This is a genomic window from Streptomyces kanasensis (assembly GCF_043077165.1).
In the GTDB taxonomy this organism is placed as follows: Bacteria; Actinomycetota; Actinomycetes; order Streptomycetales; family Streptomycetaceae; genus Streptomyces; species Streptomyces changanensis.
Window position 1 is genome coordinate 228,327 of the sequence record NZ_JBIBSF010000005.1, and the last position, 19,755, is coordinate 248,081.

The window sequence follows — 19,755 nt, forward strand, 5'->3', positions numbered from 1 at the left end:
CCAGCGAGGGGTACTCACTGTCGGGGGAGGGGCGTCAATGCGGGAGGCTCCCGGCATGCACCGCGATACGTCGCCATAGTCGTTGTTTTGGTATTACAGCGCCACGTTCTGCATTCTCCGGACACCAGCCGGGCAGTGATCGACGGACTGATCACCACCGGCCCCACAGGGGGTAGTCATGGCAGCGAGGCCGCTCGTCGCCCGTCAGCCGAACGAACGGCTGCAGGCTCTCATCCAGGAAGCGGGGTGCTCCAACGCCGGGCTCGCCCGCCGCGTCAACATGGTCGGCTCCGAACGGGGGCTGGACCTGCGGTACGACAAGACGTCCGTGGCGCGCTGGCTGCGCGGACAGCAGCCGCGCGGCCGGGCCCCCGGCATCATCGCGGAGGCACTCGGGCGCAAGCTGGGCCGTACCGTCACGATCGACGAGATCGGCATGGCGAACGGCAAGAACCTGGCGAGCGGGGTGGGCCTGCAGTTCGCGCCGACGGTCCTCGGCGCCATCGAGCAGGTCTGCGAGCTGTGGCGCAGCGACGTGGGACGGCGGGACTTCCTGTCCGGCTCGACCGTCGCCGCCTCCGCCCTCGTCGAACCCAGCCGCGACTGGTTGATCACCGGCCCCGACCCGCAGGTCTCCCGGGCCGCCGGGTCCCGGGTGGGGCTGTCGGACGTCCGCGCCGTACGGGCCATGACCGAGGCGCTGGTCGACCTGGACCACCGGTTCGGCAGCGGGCACGTGCGTCCGGTGGTCGTGCACTACCTCAACAGCGTGGTCTCCGGGATGCTGGCCGGCTCCTACCGGGACGCGGTCGGCCGGCAGCTCTTCGCCGCCGTCGCCCGGCTCACCGAGCTCGCCGGGTACATGGCCGTCGACACCGGCCAGCCCGGTCTGGCGCAGCGGTACTACATCCAGGCGCTGCGCCTCGCGCAGGCGGCCGGCGACCGGGCGTACGGCGGGTACGTGCTCGCCGCCTCCATGAGCCACCTCGCGGCGGAGCTGGGCAACCCGCGTGAGATCGCCCAGCTGGCACGGGCCGCGCAGGAGGGCGCCCGCGGGCACGTCACGCCGCGGGCCGAGGCGATGTTCCTGGCGGCCGAGGCGCGGGGCCACGCGCTCCTCGGTGACGCGCGCACCTGCGAGGACGTGGCGGGGCGGGCCGTCGCGGCGCTGGACCGGGCCGACCCGGGCTCGGGCGACGACCCGGCGTGGATCGCGCACTTCGACCACGCCTACCTCGCCGACGAACTGGCGCACTGTCACCGGGACCTCGGTCAGGCGCAGGCGGCGGCCAGGGCGGCGACCGAGGCGCTGGAGGGCCACCCGGCGTCCCGCGCGCGGCGCCGGGCGATCGGCCTCGTGCTGCTGGCGTCGGCGCAGGTGCAGCAGCGCGAGGTGGAGCAGGCGTGCCACACGGGCGTCCGCGCGGCCGAACTCCTGGGCACGCTGCGGTCGTCGCGCGGCGCGGAGTACCTCGACGACCTCCAGCTGCGGCTGGAGCCGTTCCGGGAGGAGGCCGCGGTACGGGAGTTCACGGCGCGGCTGGACCTCCAGGCGGCCTGACGACCGCACCCGTGTGCGGGGGCGGGGACACACCCGGTAGCGTGAGCCGACGTTTCCGTAGGTTCACACGTAGGAGTCCCGGTGACGCAGAGCGGACACGGCCAGGAGGGCCAGTCGTGGGGTCAGCCCGCAGGGCGACCCTGGGGGCCGCCGCCCCCGCAGGCCGCGCCGGGTGAGGACCCCGCCGCGTCCCCGACCCCGGACGCCGTGACGGACCCGGCGACGCAGTACCTGCGGCCGGTGGCCCCGGACGCCGCGACGGATCCGGCCACGCAGTACCTGCGGCCGGTGGCCCCGGACGCCGCGACGGATCCGGCCACGCAGTACCTGCGGCCGGTGGCCCCGGACGCCGCGACGGATCCGGCCACGCAGTACCTGCGGCCGGTGCCGCCGGTGTCCTCGCCCCTGCCGCCGGAGAGCCCGGCGGAGTCGACGCAGTTCCTCGGCACGGGCTTCGGCGCCCAGCCGCCGCAGGGGTACGGCCGGCCCCAGCCGCAGGGGTACGGGCAGCCGTACGCGTCCCAGCAGTACCAGCCGGAGCCCCAGCCACCGCACCAGCACCAGCCGCCCCGGCAGCCGGATCCGGACGCCGAGGCGACCCAGTACATACCACCTGTACCGGGGCATACCGGTCCGCCGGCCGAGTTCGACAACCTCTTCCGGGACGGCGCCGCGGGCGGGACGCAGCAGATGCCCCGGTACGAGGAGCCCGCCCGGCGCCACCAGCCGCAGCAGGCTCGGCACCCCCGGCCCCCGCACCCGCAGCAGCACGCCCGTCCGCAGCACCAGGCGCCGCCGCAGCAGTCCTGGAGCGACCCGGCCGGGCGCCCCGACCCGTACGACGGGTACGACGACGAGCCGCGCCGCCGCTCCTCGAAGCTGCCGCTGGTCGCGGCCGTCGTCGTGGGGTGCGCCGTGGTGGGCCTCGGCGCGGGCGCCCTGCTCGGCGGCGGGGAGGACCCGGACGGGCGGACCGACAAGACGGGCGTGGCCGCGGCCGCCTCGTCGCCGACGCCCGAGCGGACGTCGGCCGCGCCCGCCCCCGACCCGGTGAAGACGCAGGCGGAGGGGCTCGACAAGCTGCTGGCGGACAGCAACGACAGCCGCGCCGCGGTGATCCGGTCGGTCGAGAACATCAAGCGGTGCCAGAAGCTGGACGAGGCCGCCACCGACCTGCGCGAGGCCGCCGGGCAGCGGCGCGAGCTGGTGACCCGGCTGGGGAGCACCCCGATCGACAAGCTCCCCCACCACGCCGACCTCGCCGCCGCCCTCACCACCGCCTGGCAGGCGTCGGCCAAGGCCGACGACCACTACGCGGCCTGGGCCGAGCAGGTCAAGAAGCCGAAGAACTGCAAGGACGGCAAGGCCCGCAACACCGGCAGCACCGCCTCGGCGGCGGGGGCCAGCAGCGAGGCGACCCTCGCCAAGCGGAAGGCCGCGGGCCTGTGGAACGGCATCGCCCGGACGCACGGCCTCACCGAGCGCCAGCCCACGGAGCTCTGACGACCCGCCCGCGGGGGTGCCGCACCGGGCACCCCCCCACGGCCGAGCGCCGCACGCCGCACGTCTGAGGGCCGTGTGCCGTCCGCCTGCACGACGCCCGTCTCCGAGCGCCGCGCGCCGCCCGCCTGCACGCCACCCGCCCGAGCGCCGTACGCCCGCCCACCCGAGCGCCGTACGCCGCATACCCGGGCGCCGTACGCCGCCCGTCCGAGCGCCGCGCCCCCCGCACGCCCGTCGCGGGGCCGCGGCTACGAGGTGCGGGCGTCGAGCATGGCCTCGGCGACGTCGACGAAGCCCGTGGTCTGCGCCACGAGGCGGCCCTGCCGCACGACCTGGAAGGTCACCCCGTGGTTGACGATCCGGGGGAAGCCGGGCGTGCCGAGCATGTCCTCGTACCGCCAGCGCAGGGTGGGCGTGAGCCCCCCGGTGTCCACCCGCAGGCCCCGGTCGAGGGCGAGGGCGATCCTGCCGGACGTGACCTCCTCGTCGCCGATCGACTCCAGGACCCGCCGCAGGACCGTGTAGGCGATCCAGGTGGTCTGCACGCCGGCGTCGGCCGGGTCGATCCGGTTGTCGCCGAAGGCGTGCTCCTGGATCGCCTGCTTCATCGGCTCCCAGCGCGGGTCGGCCGCGTCGGGGTACCAGCCGGTGATGTACGCGCCCTCGAAGGGGCCGGAAGCGCCGCCCGTGCGGTCGACCAGCGGCTGGTCGACGCTGCCCAGCACCGACGAGACGCGCACGTCCCGGCCGTCGGAGGGCAGCCGCCGGTAGGAGTCGAAGAAGTGGGCCGTGCGCTCGCCGAGCGCCGCGGTGACGCAGCCGCGCTCGTCGCCGGCCCGCTCGCGGGAGCGGTCGGCGACGGCCGCGTACTCGCCGGCGTCCTCGGCGGCGGGGATGTCGTACGCCTCGCGCTGCCGGCCCAGCGTGAGCCCGGAGTTGAGCAGCGCGTGCAGGTAGTCGCCGGCGATCGTGTCGGGGCGGACGAGGGACACCCGCTCGCAGGAGGCGGCGAGCTGCATGCCGTTCCCGGCCAGCAGCGAGACCTGCCCGCCGTTGACCGGGTAGGACAGGTGGCTGGTGAACTCCTCGTCGGAGAGGCCGTACCCGCCGATGTACGGGATGTTCGCCGCCTCCAGGGTCGCCATGAAGGCGCGACCGTGCTGGCTGTACGAGCCGACCACCGCGACCGCGCCCTCGCGGACGGCCTGGCGGGCGCACGCGGCGGCGCCGGTCGCGGTGTTGCCCTCGTTGCAGGTGAGGACGCGGAGTTCGTGGCCGTCGATGCCGCCCCGGCTGTTGGCCCAGCGGGCGTACGCCTCGGCCATCGCCGGCATGCCGGGCATGTTGGTCGCGCGGGTGTCCGAAGGGGCCCAGGTCATCACCGTGACGGGCTCCCTGGAGCCCCCCGTGGCTCCAGGGAGAGCGCCGCAGCCGGTGAGGAGGGACGCCGCGACGAGCACCGCCGCGGCCCTGGGGAGGAGCGAGGTGGGAGGACGTCGCCTGCCGTTGCCGGTCATGGACACGCACACTTCCGCCCCCTGGGTAACGCCGCAGTGAGGGTGGTTCAACGGTCGGTGACGACGAGGTGAATTGCGGGGGCGGACCTGTGCGTACGGTGGGGACGTACGATCGAAGCCTGCGCCGCAGACCGGCGGCGCACGTGCCCCGTCCGTCCCGGGCGCGGTCCGCGAGGACCGGGCCCGCGAGGTGAACGCAGATGAACTCTTCCCGTCGCGGCCGTCGCTCCTCCACCATGGGCGGCATGCCCATCGACGACATGCCCTGGTGGCGCTGGCGCGCCAACGTGCGCTCGGCGCTGCACATGCTCTCCGACGTCCGCTTCCACGAGGAGTGCTGGCTGGCGGGCGTCGACGGGTACGGGGACGTCACGGACGCCGTGTACCGGCTGGTCGAGGACACCTGGCTGGACAACTGGTCCGCCGAGAAGTACGTCGGCACCATATTCCGCGACCCGGGCGAGGCCGCGCTGGTCGACGCGGCGGTGCTGCGGGTCCTGCGGATCATGCACCAGGTCGGTCCGGACGCGCCCGTCTCCGCCTACCTGGGCCACCAGGGCTGGCCGGACGCCGTCCGCGCGGCCCGCGAGGCCCACGTCCGGCTCACCGTGAACGACGGTGAGGACCCCGACGCCCCGCCGCAGCCGCTGCACGCGCTGCGGGCCTTCACCGGCGCGGCCTGACCCCACCCGCCGCCCGGCCCCCCGGACGGCGCGGACGCCCGGGGCGGCAGGTCCGCCGGGCGGTCGGCGGACGCCCGTGGGCCCCGGCCCGCAGGGGTGGTCGGCGGACGCCGTGGGTCCCGGCCCGCAGGGGGGTCGGCAAGGTCCGGGGGCCCGGTCCGCCAGGCGGACGCGGCGCGAGGCCGGGCCGCCCTGTATGGCATCCTGCAAGGATGACCGACCAGTACGTCCTCACCCTCTCCTGCCCCGACAAGCAGGGCATCGTGCACGCCGTGTCGAGCTACCTCTTCATCACCGGATGCAACATCGAGGACAGCCAGCAGTTCGGGGACCGCGGATCGGGCCTGTTCTTCATGCGGGTGCACTTCTCCGCCGAGGCGCCGGTCACCGTCGAGAAGCTGCGGGCCAGCTTCGCCGCCGTCGGTGACTCGTTCGGGATGGACTGGCAGATCAACCGCGCCGACGAGCGGATGCGGGTGGTGCTGATGGTCTCGAAGTTCGGTCACTGCCTGAACGACCTGTTGTTCCGCCAGCGGATCGGCGCCCTGCCGGTCGAGGTCGTGGCCGTCGTCTCCAACCACACGGACTTCGCGGAGCTCGCCGCCTCCTACGACGTGCCCTTCCACCACATCCCGGTCACGAAGGACACCAAGGCCGAGGCCGAGGCGCGCGTGCTGGAGCTGGTGCGGAGCGAGAACGTCGAGCTGGTCGTGCTCGCCCGCTACATGCAGGTCCTCTCGGACGACCTGTGCAAGGCGCTGAGCGGCCGGATCATCAACATCCACCACTCCTTCCTGCCGAGCTTCAAGGGCGCGAAGCCGTACCACCAGGCGCACGCGCGCGGCGTGAAGCTGATCGGCGCCACGGCCCACTACGTGACGGCCGACCTCGACGAGGGCCCGATCATCGAGCAGGAGGTCGAGCGCGTCGGGCACGAGGTGACCCCGGACCAGCTGGTCGCCGTCGGCCGCGACGTGGAGTGCCAGGCGCTGGCGCGCGCGGTCAAGTGGCACGCAGAGCGCCGCATCCTGCTCAACGGCAGCCGCACGGTCGTCTTCGCCTGACGGCCGCGACGGCCGCGACGGCCTGACGGCCGCGACGGGCCGGCCGCGACGGGCCGGCCGTCCCGGCGTCGGCAGTCGGGAGTCCGTCGGTCCGGCGGCTGCGACGGGCGGGCTACATGCGGCTCAGGGACGCCGCCGCGAGGAGGACGTCCCTGACCGCCTCGCGGTCCCCGTCCTGGCCGGCCGCCGCCTCCTCCGGCGGGATCCGCCCCGCCACGAGCCGGCAGAACTCCACGCCGTCCAGCGCCACCTGGGCGACCTCGTGGTCCGGCGAGCCGACCGCCGCCGGCGAGTCGAGCGCGATGTACCAGTGGCCGCCGCCCGCCCCCTCCACCTCCAGGTGCAGCGAACGCCCCGGAGCGCCCGCCTCCACCAGCGTGCGGGGCGGGCCGGCGAGCCCCGCGCGGCGCCGGTCGGCCAACGCGGCCGGCAGCAGCCGCGCCGCCAGGTCCACCATCCCGTGCAGGTGCGTCCCGGCCGGCGGCTCGTACGGGTAGTCGACGGCCGCCGCGATGTCGTCCGCGTGCACCCAGCACTCGAACGCCCGCTCCACCAGGGCGTCCCGCAGGGGGAGGGAGAACGCACCGTACGGGACGGACAGGTCGCCCACCCCGTGCCCCGCGAACGACACCGTCCGCACCAGCGTGTGCGCCTGGTCCCGCCACGGGTCGCGCACCGCCCGCGTCCACGGCTCGGACGCCGACCGCCACAGCGCCTCCGTGCGCCCGGTCGGCCCACGACCGTCGGGGAGGTCCGCGGGCGCGCCCCGCACCCCCGGGTGCAGCGGGTCGTCCAGGCCGAGGGCCGCCGCGACCAGCCCGTCCACGGCGTAGAGGTGGGCGATGACACCCGCGACCGTCGTCCGGCGGTCCACGCCGCGGTCGCCCTCGTACCACCCCAGCCGGACCGGAGCGTGCCACTCCGGTTCGCCGATGTCCCGGAGCAGGGCGTCGAGCCGGGCCGTCTCCGCGTCGTACGGCCCGGCCCAGCCGGGCAGCGGGATCCGGGCGGGGCGCCGACCCAGGCAGTTCTCCAGGACCCGGGACCGCAGCAGCGGGTCCAGGTCCAGATCGCGTTCGCTGTGCAGCAGCCCCACCGCGTCACGCAGCCGCAGCGCCTCGTCGGCGCAGGGCGCGCACTCGGTGAGGTGCGCCTCGACGGCGGCGGTCTCCTCCGCCGAGCACGCCGTCAACGCCCACGCCCCGAGCAGCGACTTCAGCACCGCGTGCGACAGCGCGGGCGGCGGGGGTCCGTCCGAAGGGTCCGGTACCGGAGCCGGCTCCCGCGGGCTCAACTCCCCGGGCTCCCGGCCCGGCTCCGGCTGGTGCGGTCCGGCGTCGCGGGGGTCCGGTGTGCCGGGCGGCCCGGTCTCCGGGGCGGGGTGTGCCGCGTCGTCCGCCGCGCGGCGCGGAGCCGGTATGCGGGGCGCCCGGCCCACGCCGTCCCGGCCGTCGGGCCCGCCGTCGCGACCGTCCCCGTCCAGCGGGCCGGTCACAGCGGCGACCCGCCGTACCCGCCGTGCCCGGGCGGCGACCCCTCGACGGGCCGGGTGTGGGCCGTGGACAGCAACTGGAGCCCCAACCGCAGCCGGCGCCGCGCCTCGTCCTCGGTCACGCCGAGGTCGGCGGCGGTCTGGCGGTAGTCCCGGCGCTGGAAGTACGCCAGCTCCAGCGCCTTGCGCAGCGGCGCCGGCATGGCGGTGACGATGTAGTCGGCGCGGGCCGCCACCGCCGCCCGCCGCACCTTCTGCTCCAGCTCCTCCGCCGAACCCCCGCCGTGCTCGGCGAGTGCCCGCGCACCGCTCTGGCGCAGGCGGTACACGGCCTGGCGGCGGGCCAGCCGCGCGATCCACGCCCGCAACGAGCCCTCCTCGCGGGGGTCGTAGGCGTCCGGGTTCTCCCACACGTACCCGAACACCTCCCGGGTGACCAGGTCGGCGGTCTCCTGGTCCTCCAGGACGCGGTGGGCGGTGTTGTGGACGAGGGAGGCGAAGCGGTCGTACAGCTCGCCGAGCGCGGCCGCCTCGCCGCGTGCCAGCCGCTGCTGCATCCTGCGGTCCCAGCGCGGTGGTGTGTCCTTCGCCATGGTTCCAACGTAGTCCGCCCGCGCCGGAGTGCGCCCCCCTTCGGGCAACTGCCGGTGGCGCGTCGGGCCGCGGTGGTAAGGGATCCCGCCGGATCCCGGTGCGGGCGTTTCGGCGGGGGCGGACGGGGCAGGGGCGACGGGAAGGACGCCTCCGCAGGGCGACGGCGCCCGGCGATGGGGGGCGCGGCACGTGATGCTGACGGTGGAGCGGGCCGAGCACGGTACCTGGACCGTGCTCCGCGTGCGCGGTGAACTCGACCTGGTGTCCTCGCCCGTGGTCCGGCGGCGCGTGCACGAAGTGGTCGCGGACGGGCGGCACGACCTCGTACTGGACCTGTCCGGCGTCCTCTTCTGCGACTCCAGCGGCGTCGGGGTGCTCATCGCGGCCCGCAGGCTGCTCCACTCCTGCCGCGGCGGCCTCCGGCTGATCCTGCCGGCCCGGGGCGCCGTGGAGGGCTCGCACGTCAACCGGGTACTCGCCGCACTCGGCGTGCAGCGACTGTTCGACGTGTACCCCGACCTCCCCGCGGCGACCGACGACCGCCCCGCGGCGTAGCGGACCGGGGCCGTCGGCCGAATCGAGCCGGACGGGCCGACGGGCCGAGCCCGGGCCGTCGGGGGCGGAGCCCGGGCCGTCCGGCCGGGGCCGTCGTACGGGGCGAGCGGGGCCGTCCGGCCGGGGCCGTCGAGCCGGGCGATCCGGGCCTGGCCGGCGTCGCGGCCGTGCCCGACGCTCCGGTCGGGCCCGGGGGCGGCCCGCTCCGCGCGAGTCGCCCCGTCCCGCCGCGTGGCCGCCGGGCGCGGGGCCGTGGGGGCGCGGGGGCCGTGGGGCACGGGGGGCGGTGGGTGTGCGCAGGCGCGCCGGGCCTTGCGCCTCCCCGGGCGCCCCGTCCCGTCGTACGCTCCCCGCATGGAAGCGGAGGAGTTGCACCAGCACCGCGTCGCCGCCCGGTTCGCGGCGCTCGACCAGGACGGCAGCGGGTACGTCTCGCGCGAGGACTTCACCACCGCGGCGCGGCGGTTGCTGTCGGAGTTCGGCACGCCGTACCGGTCCGACCGGGGGCAGGCCGTGACGCTCGGCGCCGAGGCGTTCTGGCAGGGCCTCGCGGGCATCGCGGACGTCGACGGCGACCAGCGGGTCAGCCGGGAGGAGTTCGCGCACGGAGCGGTGAAGCGGCTGCACGACAACCCCGAGCGGTTCGCCGAGATCGCCCGCCCCTTCGTCCGCGCCGTGCTGGCCGTCGCCGATCCCGACGGGGACGGACGGGCGGAGACGGCCGGGGTGGAGCGGGCACTGCGCGTCCTGGGCGTCGAGCCCGGCGCCGCGGCCCGGGCGGCCGGGGCGCTCGGCGTGGACGGCGACGGCCGGATCGACGAGGAGCGGGCCGTCGGCGCACTCGCCCGCTACTTCGTGGTCGCCTGACGCCGGCGGTCCGTACGCAGCGTCACCACGACGGGTGACGGTGCGTGAGGGTAACCGGGCGCCCGATGGGCAGAGTCGATACCGGGTCGTGTCCCGCGCGGCGGTCGCCACGCGCCGGGTACGGCGGCCCCCTCGGGTACGCTCCGTGGCGTGCGCGTGGTGGTGAGGCTGGCGTGGCGGACCGCGCCCGGGTGTTCGACTGCCCGGAAAGCGCGTCGCACAGTATGCACCAACCGTACTCCTTCGCGCTGGAATATGCCCGAAGCGCTTGTTGCGGTGACTGTACGTCAACCATGCTGTCCCACAAGGATCGCTGTGAGGCGCGAGGCGATGTGTCCGCCGGTTCGGATGGTGTGAGCGGTGCAGGTGCTTCAGGTGCAGTTGGAAGTCGGTCCCGACCCCGCCGAGGTGGGACGGGCCCGGAGATGGGCCAGGTCACGGCTGGCCGGTTCGGGCATAGCTGCCGACGAGCCACTGGCGGACACGCTGGTGCTGCTCATCTCGGAGCTCGTCACCAACGCCGTGGTGCACACGGGCTGCCCGGCCGTCCTGCGGATGCTCTTCGGGCCCGGCGGCGCCGGGGCCGGCATCGTGCGGGTCGAGGTCGCCGACCGCAGCACCTGCCCCCCGCGGCAGCGCCGCGCGGACGGCGGCGACACCCACGGGCGCGGGCTGGAACTGGTCGACGGCCTCGCCGACCGGTGGGGCTGGCAGCCCGAGGGCGGCGGCAAGCGCATCTGGTGCGAGGTCGACCGGAGCGGGCCCGTGCTCAGCGCGGTGGTCCGGGAACCGAGGGCGTGCGGCACGCGCGCCTACTCCCCGGACGGCGCCCCGCGCCCCGTCGCGAATAGCACGTAACGGTCATTTCTGCGAATACCCGTTGACGTAGGGTGTCGTTCTGATCACCCTGGGACCAGCGATTCGTGGCGAGGGGACGCCGAGGGCTTGACCGTCCTTGGCGAGTACGGGTCGCGGTTCGGTGCCGGCCCCCCCCGGTGGAGGAACGCCGGAGGAGCGCCCGCGCCGGACCGGGTGGCGGCCGCCGTGCCGTGCTCGGGGCGCGCATGCGCGCGCCGCCACCCCACGTCCACCACCGTCCCCGCCCTCCGTCCCCCCGCCGGGTGCCGGCCGCGCCCTACCCGCCGGACCGGCACCGGGCGTGCGCGCCCAGGGCGACCGCGCCCTGACCGCGTTCCAGGACGACGAGCGGGTCCACGGCCAGCTCCGCGACCTCCCCGCCGAGCTCCGGCCCCATCCGCTGCACCCGCAGAACGACCTCCACCAACGCGTCCACGTCGAGCGGCGGGCCGCCCCGCACCCCGTCCAGCAAGGCCCTCCCGGGCAGTTCGTCCAGCATCCCGCGCGCCTCCGCCGCGCCGAACGGGGCCACGCGCACCGCCGTGTCCGTGAGCACCTCACCGAGGACCCCGCCCAACCCCACCGTGACGACCGGCCCGAACGCCGGGTCGTGGGCCAGGCCCACCCGCATCTCGACCCCGCCCTCCACCAGCTGGCAGACGAGCACGCCGTCCAGGTCGACCCGCTCGTACCGGGCGATGTCGGCCAACTCCCGGTACGTGTCCCGCACCTGGCTCGCGGACGTCAGACCGAGCCGGACCAGGCCCAGGCCCGTCCGGTGCGCCAGGTGCGGGGCCGACGCCTTCAGCGCGACCGGGTACCCGACCAGCCCCGCCGCCCGGACGGCGGCCGCCGCGCTCGTCACCAACTGCTCGCGCGGCACGCGGATCCCGTACGCCCGCAGCACCTGCTTCGCTCCGTGCTCGCTCAGCCGGTGCCCCGGCCGCAGCTGCGCCCGCGCCTTGCGCAGGGCGGGGGACGGGGTGCGGGGCGCCTCGTCGAACGGCGAGCGGTACGCGGCGGTGAAGCGGTGGTGGGCGAAGTACGCCGCGACCGCCGCGACACAGCCGCCCGCCGAGCGGAACGTCGTCACGCGCGACGAGCCGAGCAGCGTCCCCCGGTAGGCCGCCTCCGTGCCGGCCGCCGACCCCCAGACGACGCACACCGGCGTGCCGCTCGCCTCCGCGGCCTCGACGAGGTCCCGCGCCAACCGGTCGGTGAGCGGCGGGACCGGCGCGGCGACGGGGCAGACCAGCAACCCGACGGCGGGGTCGGCGAGCAGCGCGTCGAGGGCGCGGCGCCCGCGCCGGTCGCCGGCCGGGTGACCCTCGCCGGCGACGGGTCCGGGCGCGTCGGGGTGGCCCGGCAGCGCCGCGCGGAGCGCCTCGCGCGTCCCCGTGCCGAGCGCGGCGAGGGGCAGCCCCGCGGCGGACAGCAGACCGGCGAAGTGCGCGGCCTCGGTGCCGGACAGGGCGTACACGGCGACGCCGTCCGCGCGGGGCGGACGGGCCCGCGCGAGCAGCGTGGCGGTGTCGCGGAGCTGCTCGGGCGTGTCGACCGGGATGACCCCGAACTGCCGCAGCGCCGCGTCCCTCACCCGATCGGGCCCCGTCGCGGGGGCGTGCGCCGTCGACGGGGCGGGAGACGTGGCCGGGGCGGGCCGCGCCGGGGCGGTGGCGGGGCCGTCGTCGTCGGGGAGGTCGGTACCGCCGCCGTCGGGGTGGGTGGTGCGGGGGGCACGGGTGGTGCGTACGGCGACGATCGGGACTCCCCGGCGGGCGGCGTGGTCGGCGGCGAGGAGGAGGGACCGGCCGTCCGTGATGTCGCCCAGCTGGCAGGCGACGGCGCCGACCTCCGGGCATCCGGCCAGATACGCCAGGAGGTCCGCCGCCCCCACGTCCGCGCCGTCACCGGTGGCCGCCCAATGGCTGATCCGCACGCCCACCTCGGCCAGGGCGGCCAGGGGCCGGCCCTGGTGCCGGGTGCGGGTGACCAGTGCGACGGCCGGCCCGTCGGGACCGCGCGGGGTGCCGGTGTGCGCCCCGGTGCCGTGCGTCTGCGTGGTGGAGGGCGTTTGCGTGGAGGGCGCGATGCCGTCCGCCTCCGCGCCGGAGGGCGTCGTGGGGGAGGGGCCCGTGTCGTCCGCCTCCGCGCCGGAAGGCGTCGTGGGGGAGGGGCCCGTGTCGCTCGGGCCGAACACTCCCGCGCCCGGGCCGAGCAGCCGGATGCCCGCCCGCGCCGCTGCCGCCGCCCACCGCTCCGGGTCCGCGACGCCCTGGCCCGCCGGGTCCGCGGCGACCGCGAACCGTACGCCTGTGCCGGCCAGTTCCCCCAGCGCGCGCAGCGGATCGCCGGCCGCCAGCACGGCCACCTCCACGTCGCCGGGCAGCTCCGCGACGGACGCGGCGCACGTCATGCCGAAGACGGTGCCCCGCCCCGGGCGCACCGGGTGCACCCGCGCCCCCACCCGTTCCGCCCAGCACATGACCCACCGCGTGACGGTGGTGGCGGGCCGCCCCTCGATGTCCGAGGCCCCGAGGACGGCCACCGCCGTCGGCCGGAACAACCGGTCCAGATCGGGGACGGCGACCGCCAGCGGCCGGCCGCCGACGTCCACGTCGGCGTCGCCGGGGCGTGCGCGGCCCGTGTGGTCGGCCCGGGCGCGCGGGTCGGTCGTGAGGGTGCCGTACGTGGATCCGAGCATCGTTCGCCGCCTCCCGCAGGTCGTCGCGCGAGATAGATGACGCCCTGTCAGGTTACCGAACAGTTGGCATGTCGGGAACAGGCGCGTCGCCTCGTCGTTTCCCCAACTCTCCGGCGGGCGCGCCGACCTGGGCGTACAACCTCCGGGCAGGGTCGGCGGTCTTGTGAGTGCCACACCTCATGCTTCACATCCGTCACACAGAGAAAGAGGCTCCATTCCATGAGAATGTCCTCCCCCGCACGTGCCCTGACGCGCGTCGCGTGCGTCGCCGTGGTCACCGGGATCGTCGGCGCCGCCACGGTGCTCCCGGCCTCCGCCGAGGACGAGCCGCAGAGCGACCAGCTGTGGATCAGCGCCCCGTACGAGACCACCCTGCCCGTCGGCACCGGGGGCGAGGCGGGCACGGAGCGGTCGCTGGAGGTCGGACTGACCCACGACAACGACCACTTCGCCGTGACGGACGGACGGCTCACCGTCGACGTCTCCGGGCTCGCCGGCGTGGCCGAGGTGGTCTGGCCGGACAACTGCGTGCCCAGCGGCACCAGCGCCGTGTGCGGCGTCCCCGAGGTGCCCGTCTCCGGCGTGGACGAGCGGGTCCGCCTCCAGATCCGCGCGGCGGCCGGGGCGGCCCTCGGCGCCACCGGCCGGATCGCCTACTCGGCGCGGGCCACGACGACCCAGCAGGGCGGCGAACTCGGCGCGCACGAGCAGGAGACGACCGTCACGCTGGGGTCCGGCCCCGACCTCGTCGTGCGGGGCGACGTGCCGAGCGGCACCGTGCGGCCCGGCGACACGGTGTCCGTGCCGTTCACCGTCGTCAACCGCGGCAGCGAGGCGGCCCGCGGCGTGCGCGTCACGATGTACGTCACGCGCGGCCTGGACGTCGGCGCCGTCGACCCGAAGTGCAGCACCACCCCGCTGGACGAGCAGTCCGGGATCGCCGCCCTCAACCGGGTCGACTGCGTCTTCGACGACGTCGTGGCCCCCGGCGCGACCTTCGCGCTGCCCCGGACCCTGACGGCGACCGCCGCGGCGTACGCCTACCACGAGCGGCTCGACATCAGCGTCGACCCCGGTGGCGACGCCCAGGACCTGGAGCCGTCGGACAACGGCCTGTACACGGCCGTGCGGGTGGCCAACACCTCCGACTTCTCCGTGCGCGGCGCCGACCTGACCGCCGCGGCGGGCCAGACGGTCACGGCCGACGTGACCTTCCGCAACGACGGCCCCGGCTGGGTCGCCAACCTGCGCTCCGGCGAGCCCGTCGCCGCGGTCGACTTCGTCGTCCCGCAGGGCGCCACCGTCACCTCCGCCCCGGAGAACTGCCAGGGCCGCACCGCCTCGGGTGACTGGTACGAGGGCCCCGGCGGCGCCCCGCGCTACCAGTGCGACCTGCCCATCTGGATCGGTGAGCGGCAGCAGGTCTCCCTGCCGTTCGCGCTGCGCGTCGACACCGTCGTCCCCGGCGCCACCGGCACGGTGACCCTCCGCGACACGTGGGGCGAGGCACGCCCCAACGACCCGGACACCACCGACAACACCGCGGAGGTCGTCCTCAACGCGGCAGGCTGACCGGCGGCATGAGCCCGGGCGGGAGGACGGCGGGACGGTCGTCCTCCCGCCCTCCCGCCCCGGCACCGGTGCCGGCCCCGGTCCTGGTGCCGGCCCCGACCGCGGGTCCGGTGTCGGCGCCGCGCCTCCCGCGCCGCCGCGTCCGGTCGGGCGCCGCCGGCCCGTGAGGGCCGTGCACCCCGTACGGCGCGGGCGGCTGCGGCACCGCCGCGACCGCCTTCGCGATCCGCCGGGCCTCCCGAGCGACCTCCCGCAGCAAGCCGCTCAGCGGGTGCGTGTAGCCGGCGAAGTACAGGCCCGGCGCCCCCTGCGCCGTGCGGCCGCCCCGCACGACGGGCCGCCCCTCCTCGTCCAGCACGCCCAGATGGCCGACCAGGGGCTCCAGCGCGCGGTCGTACCCCGTGGCCGCGATCACCGTGTCCGGGTCGGCCACCGAGCCGTCCGCCAGCGTGACCTTCCCCGGCCCGAACGACGCCACCGCCGCGACCGGTTCCACCCGCCCCCGCCGCACGGCGTCGATCAGACCCGTGTCGTACACCGGTACCGCCCCGTCGCGCCGCAGCCGCGCGTACGGGCCGTCGGCCGGGCGCGGCAGCCCGTACGCCGACAGGTCGGGCACCGTCAGCCGCTGCATCAGCCGCAGCAGCCGGTCCGCCGGCCACACCGGCAGCCGGCGCACCAGTACCCCGGTGGCCTGCGCGGGCCAGCCCAGCACCGACCGGCGCACCAGGTGCGGCGCCGTGCGGACGGCCAGCCGCACCCGCGCCGCGCCGCCCTCCACCAGGTCGACGGCTATCTCGGCGCCGCTGTTCCCGGCCCCCACGACCAGCACGTCCCGTCCGGCGTACGGGGCGGGGGAGCGGTACGCGGCGGAGTGCAGCAGCTCGCCTTCCCACGCGTCGACGCCGGGCCAGCGCGGCACCCGGGGCGTGTGGGCGGCGCCCGTGGCGACGACGACGGCGCGGCTGGTCAGCCGCCGGCCGCCGGTCGCGTGCAGCACCCACCGGTCCCCGGCACCGGCCGCGCCGGGCGTCCCGCCGGATGTCTGGACCGGCGCCCCGTCCGCGCCCCCGTCCGCGTCCCCGTCCGCGTCCCCGCCGGGCGCCCCGTCGGCGCCCCCGGCGGCCGGTGCGCGCTCGATGCGGAGGACCTCCACCCCGGTCACGACCTCCAGGTCGTGCGTCTCGGCGTACTTCTCCAGGTAGCGGACGAGGTCATCGCGGGCGACCCAGCGGCCGAACGCGCGGGGCAGCCGCAGTCCGGGCAGCGCGGAGCGCCGCCGGGTGGTGTGCAGCCGCAGCCGGTCGTAGTGCCGGCGCCAGCCGGCGGCGACGGTGGGCGCCTTCTCCAGGACGACGGCCCGCACGCCGCGCGCGCGCAGCGCGGCGGCCACGGCGAGCCCGCCGGGGCCGCCGCCGATGACGTAGACGGGCGGGCCGAGGACGGCGTCGGGGGTGGTCGGAACGGTGTCTCGGGCCATGGACGCTGAGCGTAGTGGCCGGATCTTTTGTTGGGTCCCGGTCAAGGGGGAAATCGGTTGCGAAAGGGTCACGAACCGGTCCGCGCCCCCGGTCCCGCCCGCCGGAGCGCACCCGCGGGGCGTGCGTCGGGCCCCCTCCCGCGCCCGGGGGGCCCGCCCCCCGGCGTCGGGCCCCGCACCTGCCGGGCGGGGTCTGCGTTCCCCCGTGGGGTGGTGGCTGCGGCTGCCGCGTGCCCGCGTCCGGTGGTGGCCGCGCGCGTGCCGCGGCCGACGGGGGCGCCCATCCGTCGGCCTGCGGGGGCCGGGGGCCGGGGGCCGGGTGCCGGGGGCCGGGGACGGGGGGTCCGTCTGCCGGGGGCCGCGTGCCCGTGCCCGGCCGCGTGCCGGCCGTCCCCTGTCGGCGGCTGTGCCTCGGCCGTCCGCCCGGCGGGGGTCGTGTGTGCCCGCGTCCGGCCGGGGGCTCGCGGCGTCGCTACTTGGGGGTGACCGCCGCCTCGACCTCGGCGAACGTCTTGCCCTCCACCAGGCCGGTGTCCTCCAGCACCTCCATGTGGTCCAGGACGGTGTCGTTGGCCTGGCGGGCGTGCCGGCGGATCAGGTCGTTCTGCGTCGCCGCGCGCACCTCGGCGATCGTGGCGAAGATCTTGCCGTGGGACGAGCGGAGGATGTTGGCGAAGATCCGGTCGAACTCCGCCCCCCGCGCGGCCTCCAGCTGCCGGACGAAGCCCTGCTGCTCCTCCGTCGCCTCGTTGGGGATCTCCACGCCGAGGATCTTGGCGTCCTCCCGGACGAGCTGGTCGAGCTTGCTGTGCCCGTCGAGCAGGTGGAGGCCGGCGCGCTTCACCGCCTCGCTGGAGCCGTTCGTCTGCGCCAGCCGCCCGGCCGGTATCTCCCACAGTCCCGCCTGCCGCACCTTCACGAGGAACGTCCGGTCGATCTCCGTCACCGGCTGCGGGCCGGCCGCGACGTTCCCGTACCCCCCGTCCTGCCGCACGACCGAGGCGGCCTGTCCGGCCTGCGCCTCGTCGTTCCCGCCCCGCACCAGCAGGAACAGCGCGAGCAGCGCGGCGCAGGAGGCGGCCACGGCGGCGATGGCCGGCCCGGGCACGGCGGGGCGCCGGGGGGCGCGTCGGTTCGGATGCATGGTCCCTCCTCGATCAGCTTGCAGAGGGATACGGAGGGGGCCGCCGGGGCGTTCAGGGAGAACCGGCCATCCGGGTGGCCCGGTACCGGCCACCGGGCGGCCACCGGGCCACTCGGCGGCCACCGGGCCACTCGGCGGGCGTCGGGCGGCGGGCCCTGCGGCGCGGTGGGTGGCGGGGACGGGGCGGCGGGGGCGGTGGTCAGGGCCAGAGCAGCATGCGGGTCCAGGCGTCGTCGTCGGCGCGGAGGTAGCGCAGGCGGACGTGGCGGCGGCGGGCGTCGCCCTGGAAGAACTCGGCCTCCCGCGCGGCCAGGTGGTAGACCGTCCAGGTGGCGACCCCGGCCGTCGGGTCCGACTCCGCGCGGCTCCAGGCGTCGTCGCTCGCCTCGCGCAGGACGCCCAGGGAAGGCAGCGGCTCGCTCTGGCGGCCCACCAGCGCGGCGGCCAGCGCGCCCGTCGACCGGGCGTGGAGGTCGTCGTACGCCTCGGCGGCGCCGCCCATCGTGATGTGGCCCCGCAACCGGACCTGGCGGGCCCGCGCCGGCCAGTAGAAGTGGAGCGCCGCGTACGGGACGGCCGCCAGCTGTCGGCCCTTGGTGCTGGTGGAGTGCGTGGCGAACCGCCAGCCCCGCGCGTCGGCCCCGTGCAGCATCACCGTGCGGACGTCCGGGTGACCGGCCGCGTCGACGGTGGCCAGCTGCATGGCGTGCGGCTCCGGCTGGCCCGCGCGGGCGGCGTCCACGAACCAGTCGCGGAAGAGCGGCAGCGGGTCGTCCGGGGCGGTGTCCGGGTCGAAGCCGGGCAGGTCGGTGTCCCAGACCCGGAGGGAGTGCAGGGTGTCCTCGAAGGCGCTGTCCGTCATGGGGCCATCATGGGCCGTCGCGCCGCGGCGCACCGCCGGGGGAGAGCGGACGGGGTGGCCGGGGGAGCGGCCGTGGGTGGGGGCGGCCGGGGGAGTGGCCGGGTGGCGGGGGTGGCCGGGCGCGGGGGTGCCGGCGGCGGTCGCCGTGGGCGTACCGCCGCCGGTGTGACAGGACCGTCCGCGCCGGGCGCCCCGCCGCCTACTTGGCCGGCTTCTTCCCCGTGATGCCGAGGTGGACCAGGAGGGCCAGGTTGGGGCGGATCTCGGCCTGCTTCACGCCCCAGGTCTGGAAGCCCTTCTGGTGCGAGGCCACCGACGCGAGCATGGTGACGAGGGCGCCCGCCATCGCGGCGGGGTTCACGTCCTTGTCGACCCGGCCCTTGGACTGGAGCTCCTTCACCGCGTCCGTGAGGGAGCTGGTGACCGAGCTGAGGACCTTCATGCGGATCTTGTAGAACCGTTTGTCCCCTTCGGCGGCCCCGAGGTCCACGACGCGCAGGATGGCGTCGTTGCGCCGCCAGAAGTCGAGGAAGCCGTCGACGAGCTCCTCCGCCGACTGCTTGGCGGCCCGGCCGGCCCAGGAGCGACCGGATACCAATTCGGTCAATCCTGCGCCTTCCTTGGCCATTTCCTCGGCGATTTCGAGGACAGCGCCCTCCACGTCCGGGAAATACTGATAGAAGGTCGCAGGTGAAGTGCCCGCCTTCCGGGCCACGTCGATGACTTTGACGTCCCGGTACGGCGAGGAGCCGAGCATCTCGCTGAGGCAGTCGAGCAGCTTCTGCCGCGTCGCCTGGCCGCGCCGACCGGCCACGCGGCCGTCGACGGTGCGTACTTGTCCTGTCATGCCGTCAGCTTACCGAGGGGTGTTCGGCGCGCTATTCGGCCGACTGCAAATGGGGTGCACCCCCGTGCGAACGCCCCCTTTCCGGTCTTTTCGGGGCACCCCCCGGGTCCCGCCTCCACGCCCTTGTCGCCCTTTCACGCGCCCGTGCCGGCCGGCGGGGAAGGGGGCAGGTGACGGGTGGGTCGAGGCCGCGCCGGGTCGCCTCCTCGGGGGCGGCGGCCCCGGGTTCCACCCGGGCGGGCCGGCCGCCGCCGCCGACCCCTGCGGGGGCTCCCCGCCACGGCCCCCTCCGCGGGCCGTCGCTCCGGTGGCCGGCCCCCGCGCATCCGCCACCGTCCCCAGATCCGTAGGATTATCAACAGCCTGTGGACAACTTTGGTGGACAAGCGCCCGAGCGGCCCCGCTCCCCCTGCGTCCCGCCCGCACCCGCACTAGCGTGACGCCCACGGGCG

General features: G+C 76.3%; 16 protein-coding genes. 8 read left to right on the forward strand and 8 right to left on the reverse strand.

What is annotated here, in order from left to right:
• The first annotated feature begins 178 nt into the window (after positions 1 to 178).
• Together ACF053_RS15090 and ACF053_RS15095 are read left to right on the forward strand one after the other, a co-directional pair.
• Complete coding sequence (locus tag ACF053_RS15090) at positions 179 to 1,561, forward strand: transcriptional regulator (RefSeq protein WP_391954283.1); 1,383 nt, start codon at positions 179 to 181, stop codon at positions 1,559 to 1,561.
• Between the two features lie 81 nt (positions 1,562 to 1,642).
• Complete coding sequence (locus tag ACF053_RS15095) at positions 1,643 to 3,064, forward strand: hypothetical protein (RefSeq protein ID WP_391954284.1); 1,422 nt, start codon at positions 1,643 to 1,645, stop codon at positions 3,062 to 3,064.
• A gap of 248 nt (positions 3,065 to 3,312) precedes the next feature.
• On the opposite strand, the gene ACF053_RS15100 is transcribed toward ACF053_RS15095, so the two are convergent.
• Positions 3,313 to 4,581 carry an ABC transporter substrate-binding protein gene (locus ACF053_RS15100; RefSeq protein WP_391954513.1) on the reverse strand — a complete coding sequence of 423 codons (1,269 nt, stop codon included), beginning with the start codon at positions 4,579 to 4,581 and terminating at the stop codon, positions 3,313 to 3,315.
• A gap of 200 nt (positions 4,582 to 4,781) precedes the next feature.
• Between ACF053_RS15100 and ACF053_RS15105 the strand changes: the two genes are divergently transcribed.
• A complete protein-coding gene (locus tag ACF053_RS15105) occupies positions 4,782 to 5,264 on the forward strand; it encodes an SCO4402 family protein (protein ID WP_391954285.1) in 483 nt (160 codons plus the stop codon).
• 212 nt (positions 5,265 to 5,476) lie between these two features.
• Positions 5,477 to 6,328: a formyltetrahydrofolate deformylase gene (gene purU, locus ACF053_RS15110; RefSeq protein ID WP_058943682.1), complete on the forward strand. Its 852-nt coding sequence runs from the start codon at positions 5,477 to 5,479 to the stop codon at positions 6,326 to 6,328.
• 112 nt (positions 6,329 to 6,440) lie between these two features.
• Here the strand turns inward: purU and ACF053_RS15115 are convergent, their stop codons facing one another.
• Positions 6,441 to 7,823, reverse strand: a complete 1,383-nt coding sequence (locus ACF053_RS15115; RefSeq protein WP_391954286.1) for a zf-HC2 domain-containing protein — start codon at positions 7,821 to 7,823, stop codon at positions 6,441 to 6,443.
• Positions 7,820 to 8,413, reverse strand: coding sequence for an RNA polymerase sigma factor (locus ACF053_RS15120; RefSeq protein ID WP_391954287.1), 594 nt, complete (start codon positions 8,411 to 8,413; stop codon positions 7,820 to 7,822). The genes ACF053_RS15115 and ACF053_RS15120 overlap by 4 nt, the downstream gene beginning before the upstream one ends.
• Before the next feature lie 193 nt (positions 8,414 to 8,606).
• Here ACF053_RS15120 and ACF053_RS15125 point away from each other — a divergent pair, with 193 nt between their 5' ends.
• From ACF053_RS15125 to ACF053_RS15135, 3 genes are all read left to right on the forward strand, one after another.
• On the forward strand, positions 8,607 to 8,969 hold the full coding sequence (locus ACF053_RS15125) for an STAS domain-containing protein (RefSeq protein WP_391954514.1): 363 nt from the start codon (positions 8,607 to 8,609) through the stop codon (positions 8,967 to 8,969).
• Positions 8,970 to 9,323: 354 nt separating this feature from the next.
• Positions 9,324 to 9,836: an EF-hand domain-containing protein gene (locus tag ACF053_RS15130; RefSeq protein WP_391954288.1), complete on the forward strand. Its 513-nt coding sequence runs from the start codon at positions 9,324 to 9,326 to the stop codon at positions 9,834 to 9,836.
• Between the two features lie 360 nt (positions 9,837 to 10,196).
• The gene (locus ACF053_RS15135) at positions 10,197 to 10,694 is read left to right on the forward strand and encodes an ATP-binding protein (protein ID WP_391954289.1); all 498 of its coding nucleotides are present in this window, start codon (positions 10,197 to 10,199) and stop codon (positions 10,692 to 10,694) included.
• A gap of 277 nt (positions 10,695 to 10,971) precedes the next feature.
• On the opposite strand, the gene ACF053_RS15140 is transcribed toward ACF053_RS15135, so the two are convergent.
• On the reverse strand, positions 10,972 to 13,398 hold the full coding sequence (locus ACF053_RS15140) for an acetate--CoA ligase family protein (RefSeq protein ID WP_391954290.1): 2,427 nt from the start codon (positions 13,396 to 13,398) through the stop codon (positions 10,972 to 10,974).
• A gap of 219 nt (positions 13,399 to 13,617) precedes the next feature.
• On the opposite strand from ACF053_RS15140, the gene ACF053_RS15145 reads away from it, so the two are divergent.
• Positions 13,618 to 14,970, forward strand: a complete 1,353-nt coding sequence (locus ACF053_RS15145) for a hypothetical protein (protein WP_391954291.1) — start codon at positions 13,618 to 13,620, stop codon at positions 14,968 to 14,970.
• Here the strand turns inward: ACF053_RS15145 and ACF053_RS15150 are convergent.
• The 4 genes from ACF053_RS15150 to ACF053_RS15165 form a co-directional block, all read right to left on the reverse strand.
• A complete protein-coding gene (locus tag ACF053_RS15150; protein ID WP_391954292.1) occupies positions 14,954 to 16,450 on the reverse strand; it encodes a flavin-containing monooxygenase in 1,497 nt (498 codons plus the stop codon). The genes ACF053_RS15145 and ACF053_RS15150 overlap by 17 nt on opposite strands.
• A gap of 472 nt (positions 16,451 to 16,922) precedes the next feature.
• Entirely contained in the window at positions 16,923 to 17,594 is a 672-nt protein-coding gene (locus ACF053_RS15155) for a DUF4142 domain-containing protein (RefSeq protein ID WP_391954293.1), read from the reverse strand.
• A 199-nt stretch (positions 17,595 to 17,793) separates the two neighbouring features.
• Entirely contained in the window at positions 17,794 to 18,456 is a 663-nt protein-coding gene (locus tag ACF053_RS15160; RefSeq protein ID WP_391954294.1) for a pyridoxine/pyridoxamine 5'-phosphate oxidase, read from the reverse strand.
• A gap of 199 nt (positions 18,457 to 18,655) precedes the next feature.
• On the reverse strand, positions 18,656 to 19,303 hold the full coding sequence (locus ACF053_RS15165) for a TetR family transcriptional regulator (RefSeq protein ID WP_391954295.1): 648 nt from the start codon (positions 19,301 to 19,303) through the stop codon (positions 18,656 to 18,658).
• Positions 19,304 to 19,755 lie beyond the last annotated feature (452 nt).

Bases quoted from the DNA above. Each gene is read 5' to 3' on its own strand.
- ACF053_RS15125 (WP_391954514.1), top strand. From the start codon at position 8,607: ATGCTGACGGTGGAGCGGGCCGAGCACGGTACCTGGACCGTGCTCCGC.
- ACF053_RS15140 (WP_391954290.1), bottom strand. From the start codon at position 13,398: ATGCTCGGATCCACGTACGGCACCCTCACGACCGACCCGCGCGCCCGG.
- ACF053_RS15160 (WP_391954294.1), bottom strand. From the start codon at position 18,456: ATGACGGACAGCGCCTTCGAGGACACCCTGCACTCCCTCCGGGTCTGG.
- ACF053_RS15145 (WP_391954291.1), top strand. From the start codon at position 13,618: ATGAGAATGTCCTCCCCCGCACGTGCCCTGACGCGCGTCGCGTGCGTC.
- ACF053_RS15090 (WP_391954283.1), top strand. From the start codon at position 179: ATGGCAGCGAGGCCGCTCGTCGCCCGTCAGCCGAACGAACGGCTGCAG.
- ACF053_RS15120 (WP_391954287.1), bottom strand. From the start codon at position 8,413: ATGGCGAAGGACACACCACCGCGCTGGGACCGCAGGATGCAGCAGCGG.
- ACF053_RS15130 (WP_391954288.1), top strand. From the start codon at position 9,324: ATGGAAGCGGAGGAGTTGCACCAGCACCGCGTCGCCGCCCGGTTCGCG.
- ACF053_RS15165 (WP_391954295.1), bottom strand. From the start codon at position 19,303: ATGACAGGACAAGTACGCACCGTCGACGGCCGCGTGGCCGGTCGGCGC.
- purU (WP_058943682.1), top strand. From the start codon at position 5,477: ATGACCGACCAGTACGTCCTCACCCTCTCCTGCCCCGACAAGCAGGGC.
- ACF053_RS15105 (WP_391954285.1), top strand. From the start codon at position 4,782: ATGAACTCTTCCCGTCGCGGCCGTCGCTCCTCCACCATGGGCGGCATG.
- ACF053_RS15155 (WP_391954293.1), bottom strand. From the start codon at position 17,594: ATGCATCCGAACCGACGCGCCCCCCGGCGCCCCGCCGTGCCCGGGCCG.
- ACF053_RS15150 (WP_391954292.1), bottom strand. From the start codon at position 16,450: ATGGCCCGAGACACCGTTCCGACCACCCCCGACGCCGTCCTCGGCCCG.
- ACF053_RS15100 (WP_391954513.1), bottom strand. From the start codon at position 4,581: ATGACCGGCAACGGCAGGCGACGTCCTCCCACCTCGCTCCTCCCCAGG.